Origin of the sequence: Zunongwangia endophytica (assembly GCF_030409505.1) — a bacterium.
GTDB classification, from domain to species: Bacteria; Bacteroidota; Bacteroidia; order Flavobacteriales; family Flavobacteriaceae; genus Zunongwangia; species Zunongwangia endophytica.
The window spans coordinates 1524526-1546216 of the sequence record NZ_JAUFPZ010000002.1; the positions used below are offsets into that span (position 1 = coordinate 1524526).

Annotated in this window: 24 protein-coding genes, 1 other RNA gene and 1 pseudogene; 14 read left to right on the forward strand and 12 right to left on the reverse strand. The window is 35.2% G+C overall.

Translation table 11 applies throughout. The annotated features are described in order from the left end of the window. Positions 1 to 40: 40 nt before the first annotated feature. Positions 41 to 775: a head GIN domain-containing protein gene (locus QWY91_RS06795; RefSeq protein ID WP_290232931.1), complete on the forward strand. Its 735-nt coding sequence runs from the start codon at positions 41 to 43 to the stop codon at positions 773 to 775. 374 nt (positions 776 to 1149) lie between these two features. On the opposite strand, the gene QWY91_RS06800 is transcribed toward QWY91_RS06795, so the two are convergent. Together QWY91_RS06800 and QWY91_RS06805 are read right to left on the reverse strand one after the other, a co-directional pair. Next, positions 1150 to 2469: an MFS transporter gene (locus QWY91_RS06800; protein WP_290232933.1), complete on the reverse strand. Its 1320-nt coding sequence runs from the start codon at positions 2467 to 2469 to the stop codon at positions 1150 to 1152. A 62-nt stretch (positions 2470 to 2531) separates the two neighbouring features. Continuing rightward, positions 2532 to 3356 (reverse strand): M48 family metallopeptidase, encoded by an 825-nt coding sequence (locus QWY91_RS06805; RefSeq protein ID WP_290232936.1) that lies wholly within the window; start codon positions 3354 to 3356, stop codon positions 2532 to 2534. Positions 3357 to 3481: 125 nt separating this feature from the next. Here QWY91_RS06805 and QWY91_RS06810 point away from each other — a divergent pair, with 125 nt between their 5' ends. From QWY91_RS06810 to lpdA, 6 genes and pseudogenes are all read left to right on the forward strand, one after another. Next, positions 3482 to 4012: an alpha/beta hydrolase gene (locus tag QWY91_RS06810; protein WP_290232938.1), complete on the forward strand. Its 531-nt coding sequence runs from the start codon at positions 3482 to 3484 to the stop codon at positions 4010 to 4012. Positions 4013 to 4071: 59 nt separating this feature from the next. Continuing rightward, positions 4072 to 4350, forward strand: a complete 279-nt coding sequence (locus QWY91_RS06815) for an alpha/beta fold hydrolase (RefSeq protein WP_290232940.1) — start codon at positions 4072 to 4074, stop codon at positions 4348 to 4350. Between the two features lie 26 nt (positions 4351 to 4376). Then, complete coding sequence (gene msrB, locus QWY91_RS06820) at positions 4377 to 4862, forward strand: peptide-methionine (R)-S-oxide reductase MsrB (protein WP_290232942.1); 486 nt, start codon at positions 4377 to 4379, stop codon at positions 4860 to 4862. 8 nt (positions 4863 to 4870) lie between these two features. Continuing rightward, entirely contained in the window at positions 4871 to 5263 is a 393-nt protein-coding gene (gene msrB, locus QWY91_RS06825) for a peptide-methionine (R)-S-oxide reductase MsrB (protein WP_290232945.1), read from the forward strand. Between the two features lie 16 nt (positions 5264 to 5279). Next, positions 5280 to 5807 (forward strand): hypothetical protein, encoded by a 528-nt coding sequence (locus QWY91_RS06830; RefSeq protein WP_290232947.1) that lies wholly within the window; start codon positions 5280 to 5282, stop codon positions 5805 to 5807. A 180-nt stretch (positions 5808 to 5987) separates the two neighbouring features. Continuing rightward, positions 5988 to 7378, forward strand: a pseudogene (gene lpdA, locus QWY91_RS06835) (dihydrolipoyl dehydrogenase). A 342-nt stretch (positions 7379 to 7720) separates the two neighbouring features. On the opposite strand, the gene QWY91_RS06840 reads toward lpdA, so the two are convergent. The 3 genes from QWY91_RS06840 to QWY91_RS06850 form a co-directional block, all read right to left on the reverse strand. Next, positions 7721 to 8440 (reverse strand): Dph6-related ATP pyrophosphatase, encoded by a 720-nt coding sequence (locus QWY91_RS06840; protein WP_290232950.1) that lies wholly within the window; start codon positions 8438 to 8440, stop codon positions 7721 to 7723. Between the two features lie 10 nt (positions 8441 to 8450). After that, complete coding sequence (gene aroQ / locus QWY91_RS06845; RefSeq protein ID WP_290232952.1) at positions 8451 to 8864, reverse strand: type II 3-dehydroquinate dehydratase; 414 nt, start codon at positions 8862 to 8864, stop codon at positions 8451 to 8453. A gap of 102 nt (positions 8865 to 8966) precedes the next feature. After that, positions 8967 to 9584: a porin family protein gene (locus tag QWY91_RS06850; RefSeq protein WP_290232954.1), complete on the reverse strand. Its 618-nt coding sequence runs from the start codon at positions 9582 to 9584 to the stop codon at positions 8967 to 8969. A 116-nt stretch (positions 9585 to 9700) separates the two neighbouring features. On the opposite strand from QWY91_RS06850, the gene xerD reads away from it, so the two are divergent. Further along, complete coding sequence (gene xerD / locus QWY91_RS06855) at positions 9701 to 10600, forward strand: site-specific tyrosine recombinase XerD (RefSeq protein WP_290232956.1); 900 nt, start codon at positions 9701 to 9703, stop codon at positions 10598 to 10600. A gap of 95 nt (positions 10601 to 10695) precedes the next feature. Beyond that, complete coding sequence (locus QWY91_RS06860) at positions 10696 to 11652, forward strand: aldo/keto reductase (protein ID WP_290232959.1); 957 nt, start codon at positions 10696 to 10698, stop codon at positions 11650 to 11652. Between the two features lie 81 nt (positions 11653 to 11733). Here the strand turns inward: QWY91_RS06860 and rny are convergent, their stop codons facing one another. The 4 genes from rny to QWY91_RS06880 all read right to left on the reverse strand — a co-directional run bounded on the left by rny (position 11734) and on the right by QWY91_RS06880 (position 14127). After that, entirely contained in the window at positions 11734 to 13317 is a 1584-nt protein-coding gene (gene rny / locus QWY91_RS06865) for a ribonuclease Y (RefSeq protein ID WP_290232961.1), read from the reverse strand. A 50-nt stretch (positions 13318 to 13367) separates the two neighbouring features. Beyond that, positions 13368 to 13484, reverse strand: a non-coding RNA gene (gene ssrS / locus QWY91_RS06870) — 6S RNA. Between the two features lie 52 nt (positions 13485 to 13536). Then, positions 13537 to 13830: a cell division protein ZapA gene (locus QWY91_RS06875; protein ID WP_290232963.1), complete on the reverse strand. Its 294-nt coding sequence runs from the start codon at positions 13828 to 13830 to the stop codon at positions 13537 to 13539. A gap of 6 nt (positions 13831 to 13836) precedes the next feature. Next, positions 13837 to 14127, reverse strand: a complete 291-nt coding sequence (locus QWY91_RS06880; protein ID WP_290232965.1) for a hypothetical protein — start codon at positions 14125 to 14127, stop codon at positions 13837 to 13839. Positions 14128 to 14310: 183 nt separating this feature from the next. On the opposite strand from QWY91_RS06880, the gene QWY91_RS06885 reads away from it, so the two are divergent. Beyond that, entirely contained in the window at positions 14311 to 16002 is a 1692-nt protein-coding gene (locus QWY91_RS06885) for a M23 family metallopeptidase (RefSeq protein ID WP_290232968.1), read from the forward strand. An 80-nt stretch (positions 16003 to 16082) separates the two neighbouring features. Here the strand turns inward: QWY91_RS06885 and QWY91_RS06890 are convergent, their stop codons facing one another. Then, the gene (locus tag QWY91_RS06890; RefSeq protein ID WP_290232970.1) at positions 16083 to 17231 is read right to left on the reverse strand and encodes a cysteine desulfurase family protein; all 1149 of its coding nucleotides are present in this window, start codon (positions 17229 to 17231) and stop codon (positions 16083 to 16085) included. An 89-nt stretch (positions 17232 to 17320) separates the two neighbouring features. On the opposite strand from QWY91_RS06890, the gene QWY91_RS06895 reads away from it, so the two are divergent. Further along, positions 17321 to 18364 carry a hypothetical protein gene (locus tag QWY91_RS06895; protein WP_290232972.1) on the forward strand — a complete coding sequence of 348 codons (1044 nt, stop codon included), beginning with the start codon at positions 17321 to 17323 and terminating at the stop codon, positions 18362 to 18364. A gap of 10 nt (positions 18365 to 18374) precedes the next feature. Here QWY91_RS06895 and QWY91_RS06900 read toward each other — a convergent pair whose 3' ends face one another. Both QWY91_RS06900 and QWY91_RS06905 read right to left on the reverse strand, forming a co-directional pair. Beyond that, positions 18375 to 18929 (reverse strand): DUF8465 domain-containing protein, encoded by a 555-nt coding sequence (locus tag QWY91_RS06900; protein WP_290232974.1) that lies wholly within the window; start codon positions 18927 to 18929, stop codon positions 18375 to 18377. Then, entirely contained in the window at positions 18929 to 19141 is a 213-nt protein-coding gene (locus tag QWY91_RS06905; protein ID WP_290232976.1) for a hypothetical protein, read from the reverse strand. Before QWY91_RS06905 ends, QWY91_RS06900 begins: the two co-directional genes overlap by 1 nt. An 86-nt stretch (positions 19142 to 19227) precedes the next feature. Here QWY91_RS06905 and QWY91_RS06910 point away from each other — a divergent pair, with 86 nt between their 5' ends. The 3 genes from QWY91_RS06910 to QWY91_RS06920 are packed head-to-tail and all read left to right on the forward strand — an operon-like array spanning position 19228 to position 21669. Beyond that, the gene (locus QWY91_RS06910) at positions 19228 to 21039 is read left to right on the forward strand and encodes a T9SS type A sorting domain-containing protein (RefSeq protein WP_290232978.1); all 1812 of its coding nucleotides are present in this window, start codon (positions 19228 to 19230) and stop codon (positions 21037 to 21039) included. A 19-nt stretch (positions 21040 to 21058) separates the two neighbouring features. Further along, positions 21059 to 21340 (forward strand): DUF2752 domain-containing protein, encoded by a 282-nt coding sequence (locus QWY91_RS06915; protein WP_290232980.1) that lies wholly within the window; start codon positions 21059 to 21061, stop codon positions 21338 to 21340. Positions 21341 to 21348: 8 nt separating this feature from the next. After that, the gene (locus tag QWY91_RS06920; protein ID WP_290232982.1) at positions 21349 to 21669 is read left to right on the forward strand and encodes a CCC motif membrane protein; all 321 of its coding nucleotides are present in this window, start codon (positions 21349 to 21351) and stop codon (positions 21667 to 21669) included. The last annotated feature ends 22 nt before the right edge of the window (positions 21670 to 21691 follow it).

Genomic DNA, 21691 nt, shown 5'->3' on the forward strand with positions numbered 1-21691 from the left:
CAACAAAGCCAAGTTGGCATAACCATTAATCAATCAAATCATGAAAAAATCAATTTTAGTAGCATTCACTTTATTTCTAGGAATAACCTCAGCTAACGCACAATGGTGGAGCAGCAACAAAAACATCAAAGGAAACGGGGATATGGTCACCAAAAATCGTAAGGTTTCCGATTACGACGAAGTAAGTTTGGTAGGATCTATGGACGTTGTCCTTGTACGAGGTACAGAAGGAAATCTTCAAGTTGAAGCAGAAAGTAATCTTCAGGAATATATTACTACGGAAGTAAAAGGAAGCACACTAAGAATTTCAATTGAAGAAGGAACAAGTATTAGTCCGTCGAGAAATAACAGTATTAAAATTACAGTTCCTTTTGAAGATATTGAAGGCGCTTCTGTAACAGGTAGCGGTGACATCTGGAACGAAGATAAGATTACAGCCAAAGATTTCTCTATCTCTGTGACTGGAAGCGGTGATATCAAATTAGAAATTGATGCCGATGAAATTAAAGGTAAAGTAACCGGTAGTGGTGATGTAGTAATTATGGGACAGGCAAATGAGCTGGATTGCGGAGTTACAGGTTCGGGAGATTTTGACGCCTTTAAACTAAAAGCAAAAATTGTTCACGCACAAGTTTCAGGATCTGGAGATGTAATGGTCTGGGCAGAAAACGAGCTTAATGCACGAGTAGCAGGATCTGGAGATATCGAATACAAAGGGAACCCAAGCAAAGAAAATTTTAAAACTTCAGGATCTGGAGATATTTCAAAATATTAATCGTCTTTAAAAGTAATTATTGTTTAGTTTTTGAACCGAAAAGTCTCTTCTATTATTACGGAAGGGACTTTTTTATGGATGGGTATCAGCAATCAGCAATCAGCAATCAGCAATCAGCAATCAGCAATCAGCAATCAGCAATTTAATGTATTCCTTTTGCTTCCAAAACAAAAATTCAGCGAAATAAAAATCTCATTTTTCTCATTCTTTTATCATCTTAAAACGTAGCGATTTTATTTGTTTCAAAGACATATAGAATACAAAATTCAGAATTAAACTTAATATAATCCTCATTCCTGCTTCTTGTTTCTCTCGTCTATTTTCTATGATCTATATTTTCACAGCGGAGCGTTCTAATATCCAGTTTCTATCTTCTATTCACTTATTTTTGGCACTCTAAACAACAAAACTATCCCTCCGATAAAAAAGACTACTAAAAATAAAATTGAGTTTCTAATACTACCGGTAATTTGTGCAACTGCGCCGTACATAAACATTCCGATCACAATCCCTATTTTTTCGGAAACGTCATAGAAGCTAAAATAGCTTGCAGTATCCAGCGCATTTTCGGGTAACATCTTCGAGTAGGTAGAACGCGAAAGTGACTGAATTCCACCCATTACCAAACCAACGCTGGCTGCTGCAACATAAAATTGATTAGGGGTGGTGACAAAATATGCATACACACATATGAGTACCCAAATTATATTTATAAAAATTAAGGTTTTAATATTACCAATCTTGGCTGCTAATTTAGAAGTAATTGTTGCGCCCAAAACTGCGACTAACTGAATTAATAGGATACTTACAATTAATCCTGTAGTTGCATCCTGCTCTCCCCAATCTAGTTCTTCAATACCAAAATACGTAGCAATTAGCATAATAGTTTGCACTGCCATACTATAAACAAAAAAGGCAACGAGGTATCTTTTAAGCTGTAAATTATGTTTTAAGGATTTCCATATTTTTCGGAGTTCTTTAAAACCATTAAACATTACATTCTTCGTTAGCTTGGCTTTTTTTGTTCCTTTTGGGAGATAATGATAAGTATACTGACTAAAACCTATCCACCAAACTCCGGTTAATACGAATGATAATCGTGTAGGTAAACCTTCATCTTCGAAACCGAACATCTCATATTTCAGGATCATCAATAAGCAAAGAACTAGCAAGATTACACTTCCAATATATCCTAAGGAAAACCCCTTCGCACTTATTTTATCCTGCTGATCGGGAAAAGCGATATCTGGTAGATAACTATTATAAAATACTAAACTCGCCCAAAATCCAATAAGGGCTAGAAAATAGCATAGCAATCCAAACCATAAATAATCCAAATCGAACCAAAACAAGCCTATACAGGAAATCGCGCCCAGATAACAAAAGAATTTTAAAAAATTCTTCTTATTCCCTACATAATCGGCTATTCCCGATAAAAACGGACTAAGCCCGGAAACTACTAAAAAAGCAGCCGCAGTTACATAAGAAATTAAGGAATCGTTATTAAAATCTATTCCAAGAAAACGAACCGTATCATCAATTTTATTTCCTTCAGCATCTTTAATAATAGTAAGTGCCCCATAAAAAATAGGAAAGATCGCTGATGATATCACCAGGCTATAAACCGAGTTAGCCCAGTCGTAAAATGCCCATGCGTTTAGTAGTTTCTTACTACCTTTTGGAAGATTTTTCATGGAATAAAAATAAAAAAGCTACACCAAAGTGTAGCTTTTTATTATCTATTTATTTTGAGTTGTTACTGAAACGAAGTAACACCGTATTTTTTAGCTTCAGCTTTAGCTTCTGGCGCCCATGCTTCAAGATTATTTATTCTTGTTTGGTTTGATGGGTGTGTGCTTAGAAATTCTGGTGTTGAAGCTCCTCCGCTATTTTGTTGCATTCTTCTCCAAAGATCAGCTGCTTCTTCTGGATTATAACCAGCTATAGCCATTAATGTTAGACCAATTCTGTCAGCCTCAGCCTCCTGGCTTCTACTAAATGGTAACATTACTCCTACCTGAGAACCAATTCCGTAGGCCTGAGCAAAAATTTGTTGCGTTTGTGCACTTTTTCCGCTTAAAGCAACGGTTCCTGCCACCGCTCCTAACTGCTGTATTTGTGCTCTACTCATTCGCTGCGCGCCGTGATCTGCAAGTGCATGAGCTACCTCGTGTCCCATTACCACAGCAAGACCAGTTTCATCTTGTGTAATAGGTAAAATTCCGGTATATACTACAGTTTTACCTCCCGGCATCGCAAAGGCGTTTACCTGATTGTCATTCACAAGATTATATTCAAATCTAAAATCATCTAAAAATCCCTGATAGCCATTAGCATTTAAATAGCGCTCTGCAGCAGTTTTTATCTTATCACCTATTCTTTTTACCATTCTAGCATCTGCCGTTCCGGTTACCACATTACTACTATCTAAGAATGCATCGTATTGCTGAAATGATGACGGAAATAATTGATCGTTACTTACAAAATTGATATTCTTTTCTCCTGTGAAAGGATTCACTTTACATGCGACTACTGTAAGAGCAACAGCAAAAAGAACTAATACCCACTTCTTAATTTTCATAGTTTAATAGATTAATTTTGTTAAAATTACAAAAGCGAAACCTGTTTAAAGATTTGTTTAAGTATGATTTAACAAATAAGACATGAAAAAATAAGAAATACTTTAATTCCATATTTTAGTACATAATGGCGAAGAAGCATAAAGATAAAACTCCGATACAGCAACTATTGCTACCCTCCTATCTGTTATATACAGGAAAGGTGTTAAACTGGTTATCGCCATTTCTGGCTAGTAAATTTGCAGCTAAACTATTTCTCACTCCACTTAATTACAAATTGCCGCAGCGAGAAAAAGAAATGGATTCGAATTCTGTACAATCTAAGGTGATTTTACCCAAAAGCAATAGAGAAATTGTAATTTATGAATATGGTAAAAGTGATAAAAAAGTACTGCTGGTGCATGGTTGGAGCGGTCGTGGAACTCAACTTTCTAAAATCGCAGAAGCATTACTGAAGTTAGGTTTTAGTACGGTAAGCTTCGATGCTCCAGCACATGGAAAAGCTCCAGGAAAAATGAGTATGATGCCACATTTTATCGAAGCCATTCATTTCCTTAAAAAGAAACATGGGCCATTCCATTCAATTGTTGGTCATTCTTTAGGGGGAATGTCAACATTAAAAGTGCTAAAAGAAGGCTTCCCGCAAATAAAGCCGTGATTATAGGCACTGCTAATAGTATCACTAAATTAACTGAAGAATTTGTCCAAAATCTACACATGGATAAAGAAGTAGCTTACCTGCTCAAGTCCAATTTTGATGAGAAATTTGGTCAGGATATGGATAATTATTCTGGGGCGATTTCAGCGCAAAGTGTTTTTACTCCAACACTGGTGATACACGATAAAGATGATGTTGATGTAAATTACCGCTGCGCAGAAGAAATCCATAAGCAATTAAAAAGCAGCGAGCTTTATTTGACTGAAGGTTTAGGCCATCGCCGAATATTAGGTGACCCAACTGTTATTAACAAAATCACAACGTTCATCACGGCATAATCTTTGTAACTTTCAAAATAAAAACAATGAGAAAGTTACTATTTATAATGCTTGCCACTTTTTCGCTTATAAGTTGCAAAGGAAATGCGCAAGATGAAAAAGCGCAAAAAAAGCAACAATTTGAAATTTCTAAATCTGAAAGTGAATGGAAAAAAGAGCTTACAGATGAAGAATTTAAAGTGCTTAGAAAATCGGCTACAGAACGCCCGTTCTCTAGTGACCTATTAACTGTAAAAGGAAACGGAACGTTTACCTGTGCTGCTTGCGGAAACGAACTTTACGAAAACAAATATAAGTTTGAAAGCGGTACCGGCTGGCCAAGTTTTGATCGCGCTATAGAAGGTGGCGTAGATTTTGGATCTGATTCTAAGCTAGGATACCAAAGAGACGAAGTTCACTGCGCAAAATGCGGCGGTCATTTAGGTCATGTTTTTAATGATGGCCCTAAACCTACTGGCAAAAGACATTGTATAAACGGTGTCGCTATGGACTTTGAAGCAACCAACAAATAAAATATATCATGAAAAAGTATAATATAGAAAAATCGGATGCTGAATGGAAAGAACAGCTGTCTGACGAACAATATCGAGTATTAAGAGAAAAAGGCACCGAAGCACCGCACACCGGTAAATATAATTTACATTTTGAAGATGGCGAATATCAATGCGCTGCCTGTCATACAAAATTGTTTGAAAGTGATAGCAAATTTGAAAGTGGCTGTGGATGGCCAAGTTTTGACGATGCTATCGAAGGAAAAGTAGAATACATACAAGATCGAACGTTCGGAATGCTTAGAACAGAGATATTGTGTGCTAATTGCGGAAGCCATTTAGGTCATGTTTTTGATGATGGCCCTACAGAAACAGGACAACGCTATTGTGTAAATTCAGCCAGTATCAATTTTAATAAATAACTTAAACTTACTACCTATGAAAAAGATATTCACCTTATTATTCGCAACTACATTTTTATTCGCCTCTTGTTCTGATGATGGCGAACCAGGCCCTCAAGGCCCACAGGGTCCTCCTGGTGAAGATGGATTGATAGGAACTACTCTAGAGAAAACAGTGACTTTTACCGCTCCAGAATATTCTATATTTTATAATTTCCCAATTGATGTTGATGTTTTTGGATCTGATGCGGTACTAGTTTATCTATTAGAAAAAGAAGATGATGGAGATGACGTTTGGACTTTGTTACCACAAACTTTTTATTTGGAAGGTGGTGGCCAAATGCAGTACAATTATAATCATACTCTAGATGACGTAAATATCTATCTTCAAGGAAATATTGCTTTAGAAACTTTGGGAGAAGACTTTACAGTAGATCAAACTTTCAGAATGGTAATCGTTCCCTCAGGTGTCTTAGCTAAAAATAACAATATTGATATTTCAGATTATAAAGCCGTAATGAAAGCTTCTAATATAAGTGAGAACGCGGTTAAAAAACTTGACTAATTTTAATAAATAAAAATTAAGTCTAAATAACAAAAAAGCCTTTATCAAAATAGATAAAGGCTTTTTATATTTTAGCAAATCATTAAACTTTCAAGCAATCCCATAACTTCAAAACTTTTCGGTTAAACTAATATTCCTTAAATTCGCAGGAACTATTTTTTGTTTAAAAAAAATCCAAATATGAGTAAATACGATATCATTGTTTTAGGTAGTGGCCCGGTGGTTATGTAACTGCAATCCGTGCTTCACAATTAGGCTTTAAAACAGCTATTGTGGAAAAAGAAAACCTTGGTGGTGTTTGTCTAAACTGGGGATGTATCCCTACAAAAGCGCTGCTTAAAAGTGCAGAGGTTTTTGACTATCTTAAACATGCCGGAGACTACGGTTTAACACTAGAAAGTCCGGATAAGGATTTTGGTGCTGTAATTAAAAGAAGTCGTGATGTTGCTGGTGGAATGAGTAAGGGCGTACAGTTCCTTATGAAGAAAAACAAAATCGATGTTATCGATGGTTACGGTAAACTTAAAGCCGGTAAAAAAGTAGAAGTTACCGATGCTAAAGATAAAAAGACAGAGTATTCTGCAGATAATATTATCGTAGCAACAGGAGCTCGTTCTCGCGAATTGCCAAACCTAAAGCAAGACGGTAAGAAAGTGATTGGATATCGTGAAGCTATGTCTTTGGATAAACAACCAAAGAAAATGATCGTTGTTGGTAGTGGTGCGATCGGAGTTGAGTTTGCTCATTTCTACAACTCGATGGGAACCGAGGTAACTGTCGTAGAATTCTTACCTAATCTTGTACCTTTAGAAGACGAGGAAATCTCTAAACAGTTTGAGCGTAGCGTTAAGAAAGCTGGTATTAAAGTAATGACAAACTCTTCTGTAGAGAGTGTTGATACTTCTGGCGAAGGCGTAAAAGCGAAAGTGAAAACCAAAAAAGGTGAAGAAACTTTAGAAGCTGATATTGTACTTTCTGCAGTTGGAATTAAAACAAATATCGAAAATATTGGTCTTGAAGAATTAGGCATCAAAACCGATAAAGATAAGATCATAGTAGACGATTTCTATAAAACAAATAAAGACGGAATTTACGCCATTGGTGATGTAGTTCACGGCCCGGCGCTTGCTCACGTTGCTTCTGCGGAAGGAATTATTTGTGTTGAAAAAATTAAAGGAATGAATGTACAACCTTTAGACTACGGAAATATTCCTGGTTGTACTTACGCTACTCCTGAAATTGCATCAGTTGGTTTTACTGAAAAACAAGCCAAAGAAGCAGGTTACGAAATTAAAGTAGGTAAATTCCCATTCTCTGCTTCTGGTAAAGCTAAAGCTGCCGGAAAATCAGACGGATTTGTAAAAGTGATCTTTGATGCAAAATACGGTGAATGGTTAGGTTGCCATATGATTGGTGCCGGCGTTACCGATATGATTGCTGAAGCGGTTCTTGGTAGAAAACTAGAAACTACAGGTCACGAAGTATTAAAAACCGTTCACCCTCACCCAACAATGAGTGAAGCGGTTATGGAAGCTGTTGCTGCTGCTTACGATGAAGTGATCCATATCTAACAGAAATAAGATCTGAGAAATTAGAACTTAAACTTAAGATAAAAGCCCTGAAAATCGATATTTTCAGGGCTTTTTTTGTTCGGTTGAAAAAGTTGTTAGTCTTTAGACGTTAGTACCGGTTTTCCGTTTAATGTTTTCCGCTGAAAAAAATTACTTCAAGAACGACCTATATGAATTTCCCTAGCCTCGAAGGGGGAATATTTTCGGTTTGGTGCTGAGCATTGAAAAAAACAGTTTAAAAACGTCCAATTTGGATGTTTTTCATTCAGCATTAAAAATTCAATACATTTAGCATTTAAAAAAGTCTATCTTCTAACATCTAACAACGAAGCGGTCTATATTCTAGATTAAATCACAATACCAAAAACCGGTATCCCAGTTCGTATCTTCATCTGTAAAACAATTATCCTCTCCTTCTTCTTCTTTTTGATAAATGCGATGTACTTTTTCACCAATTTCGAATTTAATTGCTTCAGAAAAAATAGGTCCGTCGTAAACAAAAGTGTGGAATTCACCATTTTCACCACAAGGATCAACATCTTCTGGCAAGTCTTTTAAAAATTGATGATCAATTATTCTTCCGCAGAAGGTTTCGTCTAGATATTCAGCATTCGTACAAACTACAATCGCTTTAAATCCTAATTCGATAAAATCTTCCACTAATTTTTTGGTATCTTTTTTCCAAAGTGGATAAACTCCGCTAAGACCTATTTCGGATAATTGCTGATCTCGATATTCTTTTAAATCTTCTAAAAATATATCGCCAAAAACTGCAAAATCGATTCCTTCATTTTTCAGTTTTGTGGTTTCGGTTTGCATTACTTCGTTGTAAGTTTTCATAGAAACATTTCCTGATAACTCTGCAACTTGCAAAGGCAAACCTATACTTTTCGCTTGTGCTTCTAGAAGTTCAAGGCGTACTCCATGCATCGAAATTCGATTAACATCGCTATTTACAGAAGTAAATAATGTTGCTATTTCAAATTCAGATTTTTGCTGAATCTTATAAAACGACAATGCAGCATCTTTACCACTACTCCAATTAAGATAGGCTTTTTTCATTCCGAAGAAATTATAAAAAGCTTTGGATCGCCATATCGTAACTTTTGAGTCCGAATCCTAAAATCACGCCTTTTACTACAGGAGATAAAAAAGATTTGTGCCTGAATTCTTCTCTTGCGTGAGTATTAGAAATATGAACTTCTACAACTGGTATTTCGATCGCTTTTATGGCGTCTGCTATAGCTACGGAAGTATGAGTGTAAGCAGCGGCGTTTAATATGATACCATCAAATTCTTTACGGGCATCATGAAGCATATCAATAATTTCGCCTTCAATATTACTTTGGTAATACGACAATTCTACATCACCAAACTTCTTTTGTAAATCATCAAAATATTCCTTGAAAGTTTGATTACCGTAAATATCAGGCTCTCTTGTTCCTAAAAGATTTAGGTTTGGCCCATTAATGATAAGTAATTTCATAAATAATGCAGTTAGTGAGGTAAAGGTATAAAAAAAGCGGAAGAAAAATCTTCCGCTTAATTTCATAATTTGGTTAGTTAGTTTGGTTGCTTTTATGATCTCTTAGAACATAAATCCAACACCTGCTTGAATTACAGAGTTGTGAATGTCTGCGTCTCCAAATGCGCTATCATCTTTAATAAGTTTAGTGAAACCGTAGTTATATCGGCCTTGAATAAAGAATCCATTGTTAAACTTATATTCTAGACCAGCAACTCCGCCAAATTCAAAATCTCTAGCTATATCAGTATCGATATCACCAGCATCATCTAGTGGTTGATAATCCAGCTCTTCATTCACTTTAAAGTTAAATGATGGTCCCGCTTGTAAGCTTAAACCTTCAACTAAATAAATTTTAGCTAAAACAGGAACACTTACGTAATCTACTTGGTATTCTACATTATCATCTGTATCGAACACATTTTCTTGATCTCTTTCGTAAAAATCAAAACCTTGTCCAGAATACAAAACCTCTGGCTGAATAGAAAAACGATCTGCAATTGGAATTTCTGCTAATACACCTACATTAAAACTAGTTCTTGAATTATCTGAACTAAAATCGTCTCCAGTAAAGTTAGCGAAGTTTACTCCACCTTTAACACCAAAATTCCAAGCTTCCTGCGCACTCATAGTTGTTGCTCCAAATAATACTAAAGCAATAACGAAAATTGACTTCTTCATAATAACATTTTTGTTTTTGATTATGTCGCAAATGTAATCATGGGATTCTTAAATAAATCTTAGCAAAGCCTAAAGTATTATTAAGGTTGAATGAGCCAAAATTGTATCTTTAACACATGAAATGGGAGCATATTTTAAAGGATTACCTTACCTATTTAAAGTTAGAGCGCGGACTTTCAGTTAATTCGATTAATAGCTACGAATTAGATTTAATTAAATTGATAGGCTTTTTAAAAGTTAAAGAGATTTCTAGCTCTCCGCTTACAATTAACCAGGAAACACTACAATTATTTTTATATGAGATAGCAAAAGAACTAAATGCAAGATCTCGTGCACGACTTATTTCTGGCTTAAAAAGCTTTTTTAACTATCTGATATTTGAAGATTATAGAGAAGATAATCCTACCGATCTTCTTGAAGCTCCTAAAATTGGAAGAAAACTACCAGTTACCATCTCTGTAGAAGAAATAGATTCGCTTATTGCAACAATAGATTTAAGTAAAGCTGAAGGCGAAAGAAACCGCGCAATTATAGAAACCTTATACGGTTGTGGTTTACGTGTTTCTGAACTTACGAATCTAAAAATATCGGATTTATTTTTTGATGAAGGTTTTATAAAGATAACCGGGAAAGGTGATAAGCAACGCTTTGTACCCATCTCAGATTACAATATTAAGTACATTAATATTTATAAAGACGAAGTTAGACCCGATCAAAAAATAAAACCTGAAGCTACCGATACACTTTTTCTTAATCGACGTGGCGGTCAACTTACCCGCGCAATGATATTTACGATCATAAAACAGTTAGCTGAAAAAGCGAATATCAAAAAGAAAATTAGTCCGCATACTTTTAGGCATTCATTTGCGACACACCTACTAGAAAATGGAGCCGATCTAAGAGCTATTCAGCAAATGTTAGGTCACGAAAGTATTACTACTACAGAAATCTACATGCATGTAGATCGAACGTATCTACGAGAAGTGCTGGAAAAATTCCATCCTAAGAAAAATTAACCAAGGTTAAGAAACCGTATTAAATTTCTGCTAAAACAAGCTATACTCTTCGTTTTGGATAATTCTCTTCTTAATTTAGAAAAAAAGAAATTATTATGAAACCATTACGAACATTAAAGTATAAGAACGGAGATGAACAACCAGCTATTGGTCTTGGAACCTGGAAATCTGGCAAAGGAGAGGTTGCGAAGGCAGTAGAAATAGCTTTAAACAATGGCTATAGACATATAGATTGCGCTGCTACTTATGGTAATGAGGCCGAAGTTGGTGAAGCCTTTGAAAAAGTATTTAGTGAAGGGGATGTAAAAAGAGAAGATGTATGGATCACCTCTAAACTATGGAATGATTCGCATAAAAAAGAGGATGTAATCCCTGCTTTAAAGCAGACTTTAAGCGACCTAAAACTAGATTATTTAGATCTTTATCTAATTCACTGGCCGGTAGCTTTTGAAAAAGGAGTTGGATTTCCTGATAAAGACGAACAATACTACTCTTTAGAAGAAGTGCCTATTATAGAAACCTGGGAAGCTATGGTTGAAGCTAAAAAACAGGGTTTAGTAAAACACATAGGAGTCTCTAATTTCAGTACAAATAAATTGGAAGACCTTATTAGTAAAACCGATGAAAAGCCTGAAGCATTGCAGGTAGAATTACACCCATATTTACACCAAAATGAACTTTTAGAATTTTGCAGTAAGCATAAGATCAATGTAACTGCTTATTCTCCATTAGGAAGCGGTGACCGTTCTGAAGCAATGAAAGGTGAGGATGAACCAAGTTTACTAGAAAATCCTATAATTATCAAAATTGCTAAAAAACATGGTGCTTCTGCAGGGCAAATTTTGATTAACTGGGCAGTGCAAAGAGGAACTGCGGTAATTCCGAAATCTACAAACGAAGGTAGAATTAAAGAAAACCTAGCGAGTTCTGGTTATCAACTAGATCAAGACGATTTAGCGGAAATCGATGAATTAGATGATCATTTTAGATATGTTACCGGAGAGTTTTTTGTGACTGAAGGTAATTCGTATTCTAATATTTACGACGATTAGTAATCAATCTGAAATAGTAGAAAATAAAAAAAATCCCCGGAATTTCCGGGGATTTTTTTTATTCAATTCAGTCTTGAACAATTATTTCGCAATATTTACTGCTCTTGTTTCACGAATCACTGTCACTTTAACCTGACCTGGATAGGTCATTTCTGTTTGAATTTTCTGTGAAATTTCAAAAGATAAATTACTCGCTTTATCATCATTCACTTTTTCACTTTCTACAATCACACGTAATTCTCTACCCGCTTGAATAGCATAGGCTTTTTTAACGCCTCCAAATCCAAAGGCAATTTCCTCTAGATCTTTTAAACGTTGAATATAAGAATCTAAAACCTGTCTTCTAGCTCCTGGTCTGGCTCCACTTATAGCATCGCAAACCTGTACGATAGGAGAAAGTAAAGAATTCATTTCAATTTCATCATGGTGAGCTCCAATAGCGTTGCAAACCTCGGCCTTTTCGCCATGTTTCTCTGCCCATTGCATTCCTAAAATAGCGTGAGGAATTTCAGTTTCTGTTTCTGGGACTTTACCAATATCATGCAGTAATCCTGCTCTTTTTGCTAGTTTCGGATTAATTCCTAATTCCGCAGCCATCACGCCACAAAGTTTAGCAACTTCACGCGAGTGTTGTAGCAGATTCTGCCCGTAAGAAGAACGATATTTCATTCGTCCTACCATCTTTATTAATTCTGGTTGTAAACCATGGATTCCAAGATCGATAACGGTACGTTTACCTATATCGATAATTTCTTCCTCTATTTGTTTTCTCGTCTTCTTAACTACCTCTTCAATTCTTGCTGGGTGAATTCGACCATCGGTTACTAATTTATGCAAGGAAAGTCTTGCAACCTCTCTTCTAACCGAATCAAAACAAGAAAGGATAATAGCTTCAGGAGTATCATCAACAATAATCTCTACACCAGTAGCAGCCTCTATCGCTCGAATATTACGTCCTTCACGACCAATAATTCTACCTTTTACATCATCACTTTCAAGATTAAAAACAGATACGCAGTTTTCTACCGCTTCTTCTGTTCCTATTCTTTGGATCGTGTTAATAATAATCTTTTTAGCTTCCTGCTGAGCGGTAAGTTTTGCCTCTTCTACAGTGTCCTGGATTACAGCCATTGCATCTGCCTTCGCAGCGTCTTTTAAGCTTTCTACTAATTGATCTTTAGCTTCTGCAGCAGACAATCCAGATATAACTTCTAATTGCTGAACTTTACTATTATGAAGTTTATCGATCTCTTCTTGTTTCTTTTCAAGATATTCGTTGCGATGATTATAATCTGCAATCTGAGTCTCTAACTCTTTACCCTTGGTATCTAATTCTTTATTTAATTTTTTGTTTTTAGAAAGCTCGCTGGAAACCTGAGATTCTTTATCACGAGTACGTTTTTCTGCATCACCAATTTTTTTATCTCTGGAAAGAATTACTTTTTCGTGCTCAGACTTTAATTCTATAAACTTTTCTTTAGCCTGAAGTATTTTATCTTTCTTAATACTTTCTGCTTCACTTTTCGCCTCTTTTACAATTCCGGCGGCTTTATCCTGCGCTTCTTTAATCGTTGCAGAGGCTTTTTTCTTCTCTAGAGATTTGGCTACGGCAAAACCTATACCTATGCCCACTATAATTCCAACTATTGCTAATACTATTTCCATATGTTATGTTTATATATAAAAAAAGCCTGTATTAGTAGTTGTTTTGTATTAAACTCCTTAAAATCAAGTTTAGGGCTAACAAGCTGATCAAGAATCCGTGGTCCCTTACGGGAACGGCGCGCTTTTACAACTTAGACTCACCCTCTTTAAAGAATTATCTGTTGAGTTTATCAAAATTTAACTAATACAGGCAGTAACCTTATTTTATTTAAAGAACGTTTAGGAAGCCATATGCTTTTGCAATAAATCGTTAAGTGACCTTAACTTGTCTTCTGCTTTTTGCATCTCTTCACTTTTATCTATATCTTTTTGTTCCGTCTGGGCTGCAAACTGTAATGCGCACATTGCTAATACATCCTGCTTATCCCTAACGGCATAACTTTGCTCAAATTGCTTAATCATAGCTTCGATTTTTTTTGCAGCTTTTCTTAATCCTTCTTCCTGGCGAGGATCAATAGTTAGAGGATACACCCTATCTGCAATCGAAATTTTTATTTTAAGCTTGTCTTCCATCGGCATTTATTCAGATAACTGAACGATACATTGATCGATCTCCCTAATGAGACTATTTATTTTAAGCTTAGTTTCTTTTTTATAATCATTACTGCCAAGCATCGCGTTTGCTGCTTTTAAGTCTTTTATCTGGTTATTAGAGCGTTCCAACTCTCCCTTCATCCAGGTATTTTCAGATTTCACCGCTGTCATTTCCTCTTGGATCGACTGCATTTCCTGCTTTAGCAACTCGTGCCTATGCAGTAATTTGCTAATCCTATTCTCAAGATTATCAACTATTTCGGTGATCTCACTCATAAAAGCTAAACTCGATACTAATCCTTACAAAGTTAACATACCGTTTTAAATTTGCAATGATTTTTTATTTCAATTTTCTTTTTTAAGCCTTGTAATTCCTAACATTCTAAATTATAGTGACTTAATTTTGCATGAAGTTTGATTACCTTTACGCGAGTAGAATTTAATGTATTTAGACGATTTATGAAGCAATTATTTATTCTTTTTATAGGCTTATTTTCTTTGGCAACCTATGCACAGGTTGATAATGTCCCTCAGGATTATTTTGAAAAACCACTGGATATTCCATTGATATTATCGGGAACTTTTGGAGAATTACGATCTAATCACTTTCACGCTGGGTTAGATATTAAAACTCAGGGAAGACAGGGGTTAGAGGTGAAATCTTCAGCAAAAGGATATGTTAGCAGAATTAAAATTCAGCATTATGGTTATGGTAAGGCACTTTACATTCAGCATCCAAACGGCTACACCACGGTTTATGGCCATCTAAAGAAGCTTTCGCCAAAAATTGAAGCCTATCTAAAAGAAAGACAATACAACAAAGAATCTTACGAAATAGAACTTTTTCCTGAAGCTGCAGACCTACCGGTAGAACAAGGTGAATTAATTGCTTTTAGCGGAAATACCGGCGGAAGCGGTGGCCCACACGTTCATTTTGAAATTCGTGACGGAAGCCAACGACCAATGAATCCTGAAATGTTTGGAATTGATATTGAAGATAATCGCGATCCCATTGTAGATGGCCTTTTTGCATATCCTATAGGCGAAGGAGCACATGTGAATAATTCAGCAAATCGACAAAAATTGAGATTGATTCCGCAAAATGATGGCTCCTACACTACAAATCCGGTAGAAGCATGTGGAGAAATTGGTTTTGGTATTTCTACAGTAGATCAAAAAAGTCTTGCCCCCAATAAAAACGGAGTTTATAAAATTGAAGCCAGTCTTAACGGTTCTCCGGTTATTAATCTCGACTTTCAGCGTATATCATTTGGAGAAAGTAGATATCTTAATTTTTTAATTGATTATGAATACTATTCGAATCATCGAAAAAGAGTTCAGAAATTGTTTAAAGAAAGTAACAATCCGCTAAGTATTTATGGCGGTGTTGTAAACGAAGGAAAATTGGAAATTGAAGATGGATTAGATTATAACTATGTAGTCGAAGTTACCGATTTTAAAGGAAATTCTAAAACAATAAGAATTCCTATCAAAGGAAGTTTTGCTGGAGAAATAACACCGAAAGATGAAAAAACTACCGATTATTTTACCAATTACAATGAAACTTTTTCTATAGAAGAAAATGGTATCGATATTTACATTCCTAAAAATGCTTTGTATTATGATACATTCTTAGATATAGAATTTATGGGTGATACTGTAAATGTACATCATGACGATGTGCCGCTCCACAAAAACATGACTATTGGTTTTGATGTTAGTGATATCCCAGAGGCTCAAAAAGAGAAGCTATTTGTTGCCAGAATCAATAGCTATGGTCGCCCAAGTTATTCTACAACATATAAAAAACCAACGCGCTTTACCACCGGTACGAGAACATTTGGAGAATATACATTGGTTGCAGATGTTACTCCGCCATCTATTAGACCAGTTAATTTTAGTGATGGCCAATGGATTTCGAGTAATAATACGCTAAAGGTGAAAATTAGCGATGATCTTTCCGGTATCCAGGGTTATAGAGCAACAGTTAATGGGAAATTCATATTGATGGAATATGAGTATAAAAATAATACGCTAACACACGACTTTTCTGATGGTGTGGTTACCGAAACAGAGAATAATTTCAAACTGATAGTGACAGATAACGTAGGTAATGTCAATACCTATGAAGCTAAATTCTTCAGAAAATAATCTTTTCAGAAAAAAGCTTCTTTAAGCAACACAAAAAAGCCTCGCAAATTGCGAGGCTTTTTATTTTATTAAAAGATAAACTAAGATTCCATAAATTCTTTCAAGGTTTTCACCACGTAATCAATTTCTTCTTTGGTATTAAATTTTGAAAATGAAAAACGTATAGAAGGTGTTTTTAAATCCTCTTCACTTAAAAAAGCATTCAAAACATGCGAACCTTTGTCGCTTCCACTCTGGCACGCACTTCCTTTAGAACAAGCGATACCTTTTAAATCTAGTTGAAACAACAACATCAAGGCCTTTTCTTCACTCACAGGAAGATTTACATTAATTAAAGTATACGTACTTTTATCTAAATCTCCACTTTTCCCATTGAATTTTACTCCGGGGATTTCGTTTTTAAGAGCATCTATAAAATGAGATTTTAAGCTAGTGGTGTACGCTTTTTCTTCTTCTAAGTTACTGTATGCAAGTTTGAAAGCTTCTTCTAAACCAACAATATTATGTAAACCTTCGGTACCGGCGCGATAACCACGCTCCTGCTCTCCTCCAAAGATTAATGGTTTTAAACCGCTATTCTTACGAATATAAGCAAAGCCAATTCCTTTAGGGCCGTGAAATTTATGCGCACTAACTGCTGTAAAATCTACGGGAACTTCCTGCAAATCCATTTCGTAATGCCCAATAGATTGTACAGTATCTGAATGAAACAAGGCTTTATGTGCCTTACACATTTCAGCTACTTTCTTGATATCAAGTTTGTTTCCTACTTCGTTATTTACGTGCATTAAACTAACCAAAGTTTTAACTTCAGAAGAGTCAAGGCGATTTTCTAAATCTTCAAGATCAATTTCACCTTCATTAGTTAGCTTTACGTATTCAACTTCGACATCAAAACAATCTTGTAGCTGATTTACACAATATAAAACAGCGTGATGCTCAATTTCTGAAGTTATTATTCTTTTCACACCAAGATCTCGAACAGCACTGTTAAGTGCGAGATTATCAGCTTCAGTTCCTCCTGAAGTAAAAATAATTTCAGCAGCTGTAACATTTAACTGTTTTGCTATGGTTTTACGAGCTTTCTCGATTAACGATTTAGCAGATCGACCAAAACTATGGGTAGATGAAGGGTTCCCGTAATTTTGCTGCATTGCTTCGGTTATCTTTGAAATAACCTCAGGTCGCATTTGGGTTGTTGCGGCAGAGTCTAAATATACTTTTTCCATGGTGCGCAAATGTAAGAGTATTTAAAATAATTTTAAAGAAGCTCCGTTGAAAATATAGAAAACTTCTATTTTTGCCGAAAAGCTTCTTTATGAAAAAGACATTAGGATTGTTAAGCCTTATAATATTACTGTACTCTTGTGATGATGGCGATATAGTGGTTACCGATTTTGCTATTGAAAATGCAACTCTTAATGTCTGCGGTTTGGAGCAAAAAGTAATTTATGCAACAAACAATGATGGAGTTTACGAAAGTCTATCCCTTGTTTTAAATGCGAGCGGTACTATAAATGATAGCGTAAGCAATCTTTTAATTACAGATGTTCGGGAAGATGAGTACACTTTCAGTTTAAGCAGCAGTAATAGACTTATCTACAGGATTTACGATGGCGCGATAGCAAACGACTATTTCTGTTCTAATGTTCCTCCTAGCCAACCTAAAGTGCTGCAGGAATTTGTAAGCGGAGATGCAGGAACGGTGACTATTCGCGTTGCTTATAGCGATGTCTCTAATGATAATAATGATGCCGATACCGATGGCGACGGCATACCAAATAGTATGGAAGGCTACGATCCTGCATTATCAGATGCAGAGATGCTAGATACCGACGGTGATGGAATTCCCGACTATTTAGATATTGATGACGACGGTGACAATGTACCAACCAGGCTTGAACTTGATCCGGAAGAAGGAAGTTGGGAAGATAACGGTTTTTTAGATACCGATCGTGACGGAACTCCTAATTACTTAGATGCAGATGATGATGGTGATGGCGTACCTACCAGAAACGAAGTGGACGAAAGAGATTTAGAAAATTTGGATGAAGGACAGATTCTAAATCCATTAAATTATAGAAATGAAGGCGAACTAAATTTTTTAAATGAATTTTATAAAGAATTAGTTGGAGAAAACCCTACCTATATTGAGAACCGTATTAATAGAAAGATTATTACTGAAGTTATTATTTCGGGATTTAGTTTGAAAGATAGCAACGGAAATTCTCCAGATATCAATACGAACAGAGATTATAACATGGGCTCCTTCAATTCTTCATTCAATAAAACTTATCTAAGAAATATAGATTCTGAAGAAGATAGCGAAGAAGAAACCCCAACCGATAATGTTGAAGAATAAAAAATGTGGATTAGGCGTTTTGGAAAATATAGACTTCTGTAGCGCCTAAACCATATTGTTGATAGTTGGCATCATAAAATTTCACGTTATCGTATCTACTAAATAGATATTCTAATTCGGCTCTTAGAATACCCTCCCCCACTCCGTGGATAAAAACAATCCGCTGAATTCTTTTTCTAATCGCAAATTCTAGCTGCCCACGTGCAGTATCGATTTGTTTTGTAAGAATATCGTGATTAGAAAATCCTCTTTTTGAAGGTAGTAATTTCTCTATATGAAGATCTACCTCCATCGCAGGAATTTGCTTTTCTTTTTTCTTAGAAATAGCTCTTTTCCTGTTCTTTTTGAAATTCTCTTTCTCTTCCAGGGCTCTACGAATAACGTCTTGTTCGACATCCAGCAAAGGATCGTTATTCCGCTCGATCTTGACTAAATCCTTCAATTCAAACTTCATAGGAAAACCGTCTGTCGTTTCTATTGTTGCGAAACTACCTGACAGTTCTACAATTACTCCTTCGATATCATCATCGAGAACATGAACTACATCTCCTTGTTTTAAAGTCATTATTCCTGTTCTTTTTGATCTTTTTTATAATCATCTTTGGTTGCAGACCAATATTGCGTCGCGCGATAAAGACCGAACATTAAAATTATAATCCCAAAAATTTTAGCATAAGGAGAACTGTCATTAACCGACATTCCATATATCAATAAGACACCACCTACTATAATAACAAGAGTATTAAGTATTTGAGATTTGTTATTTTTCGTCTTCATTTTTCTTCCTTTCGTCTAAATTCTAAAAAATTCCGTATATTAAAGAGAAAATTAGACTATTTTTGTCTTGCAAATTTAAAGTAATTATGAAGCACTATTATATAATTTTAGCACTAATCTTCCCTATTTTTATGCATGCACAAAATGAAAAAAATAAAACAGATTTGAGTGTTTCTCCATCTAAGAATGGAGAAGATAATTATGTGTATGTGAAAAATGAATTGCTATTCGTTAATGGTGCCATAGAATTAAATAAAAATAATTCTAAAGAAACTGAAGCAAGTATATATTTAAGAGAAGATGCTCAGTTATTGCAGGGATTAGATACCAAAAATAAAGGCAAAGGCTATTTATCGGTTTTCCAGGAAGGAACATCTAATTCTTTTGATTATGATTACTGGGGCATGCCGGTAGAAACGAATGGCAAAACTTTAGATCAGGTTTTATTTGAACCAGCAACCAATACACTTAGTAATCCTGTTAGGCTAACTAATGGTCCCAATGGTAGTGCCAGCCCTTTAACCATCTCTACAAGATGGATCTACAAACTCTCTGGCGTGGGTTATAAATCATGGGATCCAATTGGTAAGCAAATTAATAAACTGCAGCCAGGTATGGGTTTTACCATGAAAGGCACCAACGGAAAAAATACAGTTACCGTAAACGGAGTTAAGAATAACCCTGGTAGTCAACAACGCTATGATTTTAGAGGGATACCTAACAATGGCGACATAATAGTTAATGTTAATGAAAATAACACGATTCTCGTAGGAAATCCTTACCCCTCTACAATCGATCTAAACGCTTTTTTAAAAGATCCCGACAATGATATAACTGGAATCGCTTATTTTTGGGATAGTAAGGAAAATGGTAATTCTCACTATGTAAAAGATTATGAGGGTGGATATGGTGCTTACTCTCCCGGTGCAAATGATTATGTTCCTGCAACTTTTAAAAAATATAAAAATCAAACCGGGAAAGAAGTAGAAAATAGCGGTGGTGCTTTAGGCCTTGAATATGAAAGAAGATATGCTCCCATAGGACAAGGTTTTACAGTCGTAGGTACAAAAAATGGTGGCAAATTAACTTTTAAAAATAGTTACCGAGTAGATGAACGTGGAATTAATTTGAAAACAAGAACAAAATCTTCTTACGGTAATGGTAAGAACAAAAATTCTTCAGTAATAATTGACGAAGAAAAACCATATAAAGTTCGGTTGAATATCAGCTTAAATGATACTTACACCAGACAGCTATTAGTTGCATTTAAAGATGAAGCTACTAAAGGAGCCGATAAAGCTATGGACGCACCAATGTTTGGTAAATTGACCAGCGATGCTGCTTGGAATATCGACGGAAGAGAATATATGATAAATGTTTTACCTTTCGATCGCTCTGCAATGCTTCCGCTTAATATTTTAACTACAAGCGAAATGGAAGTTGATTTCTTTATTGCAGAAACTGAATTTCTAGGCAACGAAAATATATATTTATACGATTCAGAAAATGAAAGGTTTACCGATATTAAAGAGGATCATTACAAAGTTCAGGTAAATGGTGAATCTAAAGATCGCTTCTTTTTGGCTTTTCAAAATGATCAACCAACGGAAGAAGAAAAAGTTCAGGAAACGAAAGAAGAAGAAATATTCGTTGCTTCTATAGATGTTTTTCAGAATAATAATGAAGGGCGCTTACAGGTGAAAATACCTCAGGATGTTGAAGTAAACCACATTACTATTTTCAATTTAAATGGTGGAGCTGTTGTAAGTAAAAACCTCTCAACAAGCGAAAAAGAATTTAGTTTTACTACTGCTAATTTTAGAGATGCTATTTATATAGTGCAACTAAATACTTCAGATAACCGTAGTGTTACTAAGAAAATTACTGTGAAAAATTAATACGGGATACGAAGAATATATGCTCCCATGCCTTAACAAAACGCTCTTAGGGGTAGAATGTTATGGTTGCGGTGGACAAAGAGCTGCGGTGTTATTATTCCAAGGCAATTTTAAAGAAGCCTTTATAATGTATCCGGCTATATATAGTCTTGTCTTATTTGCTATATTTCTAATTTTCAATATTTTTTATAAATTCAAAGGTGATTTTAATATTAAAATCGCCTTTATTCTTTTTAATGCATCTGTAATGATTATTTCATATATCATTAAAATGGTGCAATTTTATAATCTAACCAACTAATCTAATCAATGAAAGAAAAATTACCTAACTCAACCTTAATTCTAGTTTTTGGGATTTTATCCATTATCGGTTGCTGCTGCTATGGAGTACTAGGAATTATCTTTGGAATACTGGCGATAGTTTTAGCGAACAAAGCCAAAGCACTTTATTATGCAAACCCAGACCTTTATATGGGTTACGAAAATGTAAAGACTGGTCGTATTTTAGGAATTATTGGATTAGTACTAAGTATACTAGCTATTGTAAGCGGAATAGTTACGTTTTTTATAGGTGGTGGACTCGATGCCTTTTGGGAAATTCAAAGAGAAATATATGGAAATGAGTTTTAAAAATAGGTTCCAAATGAAACTT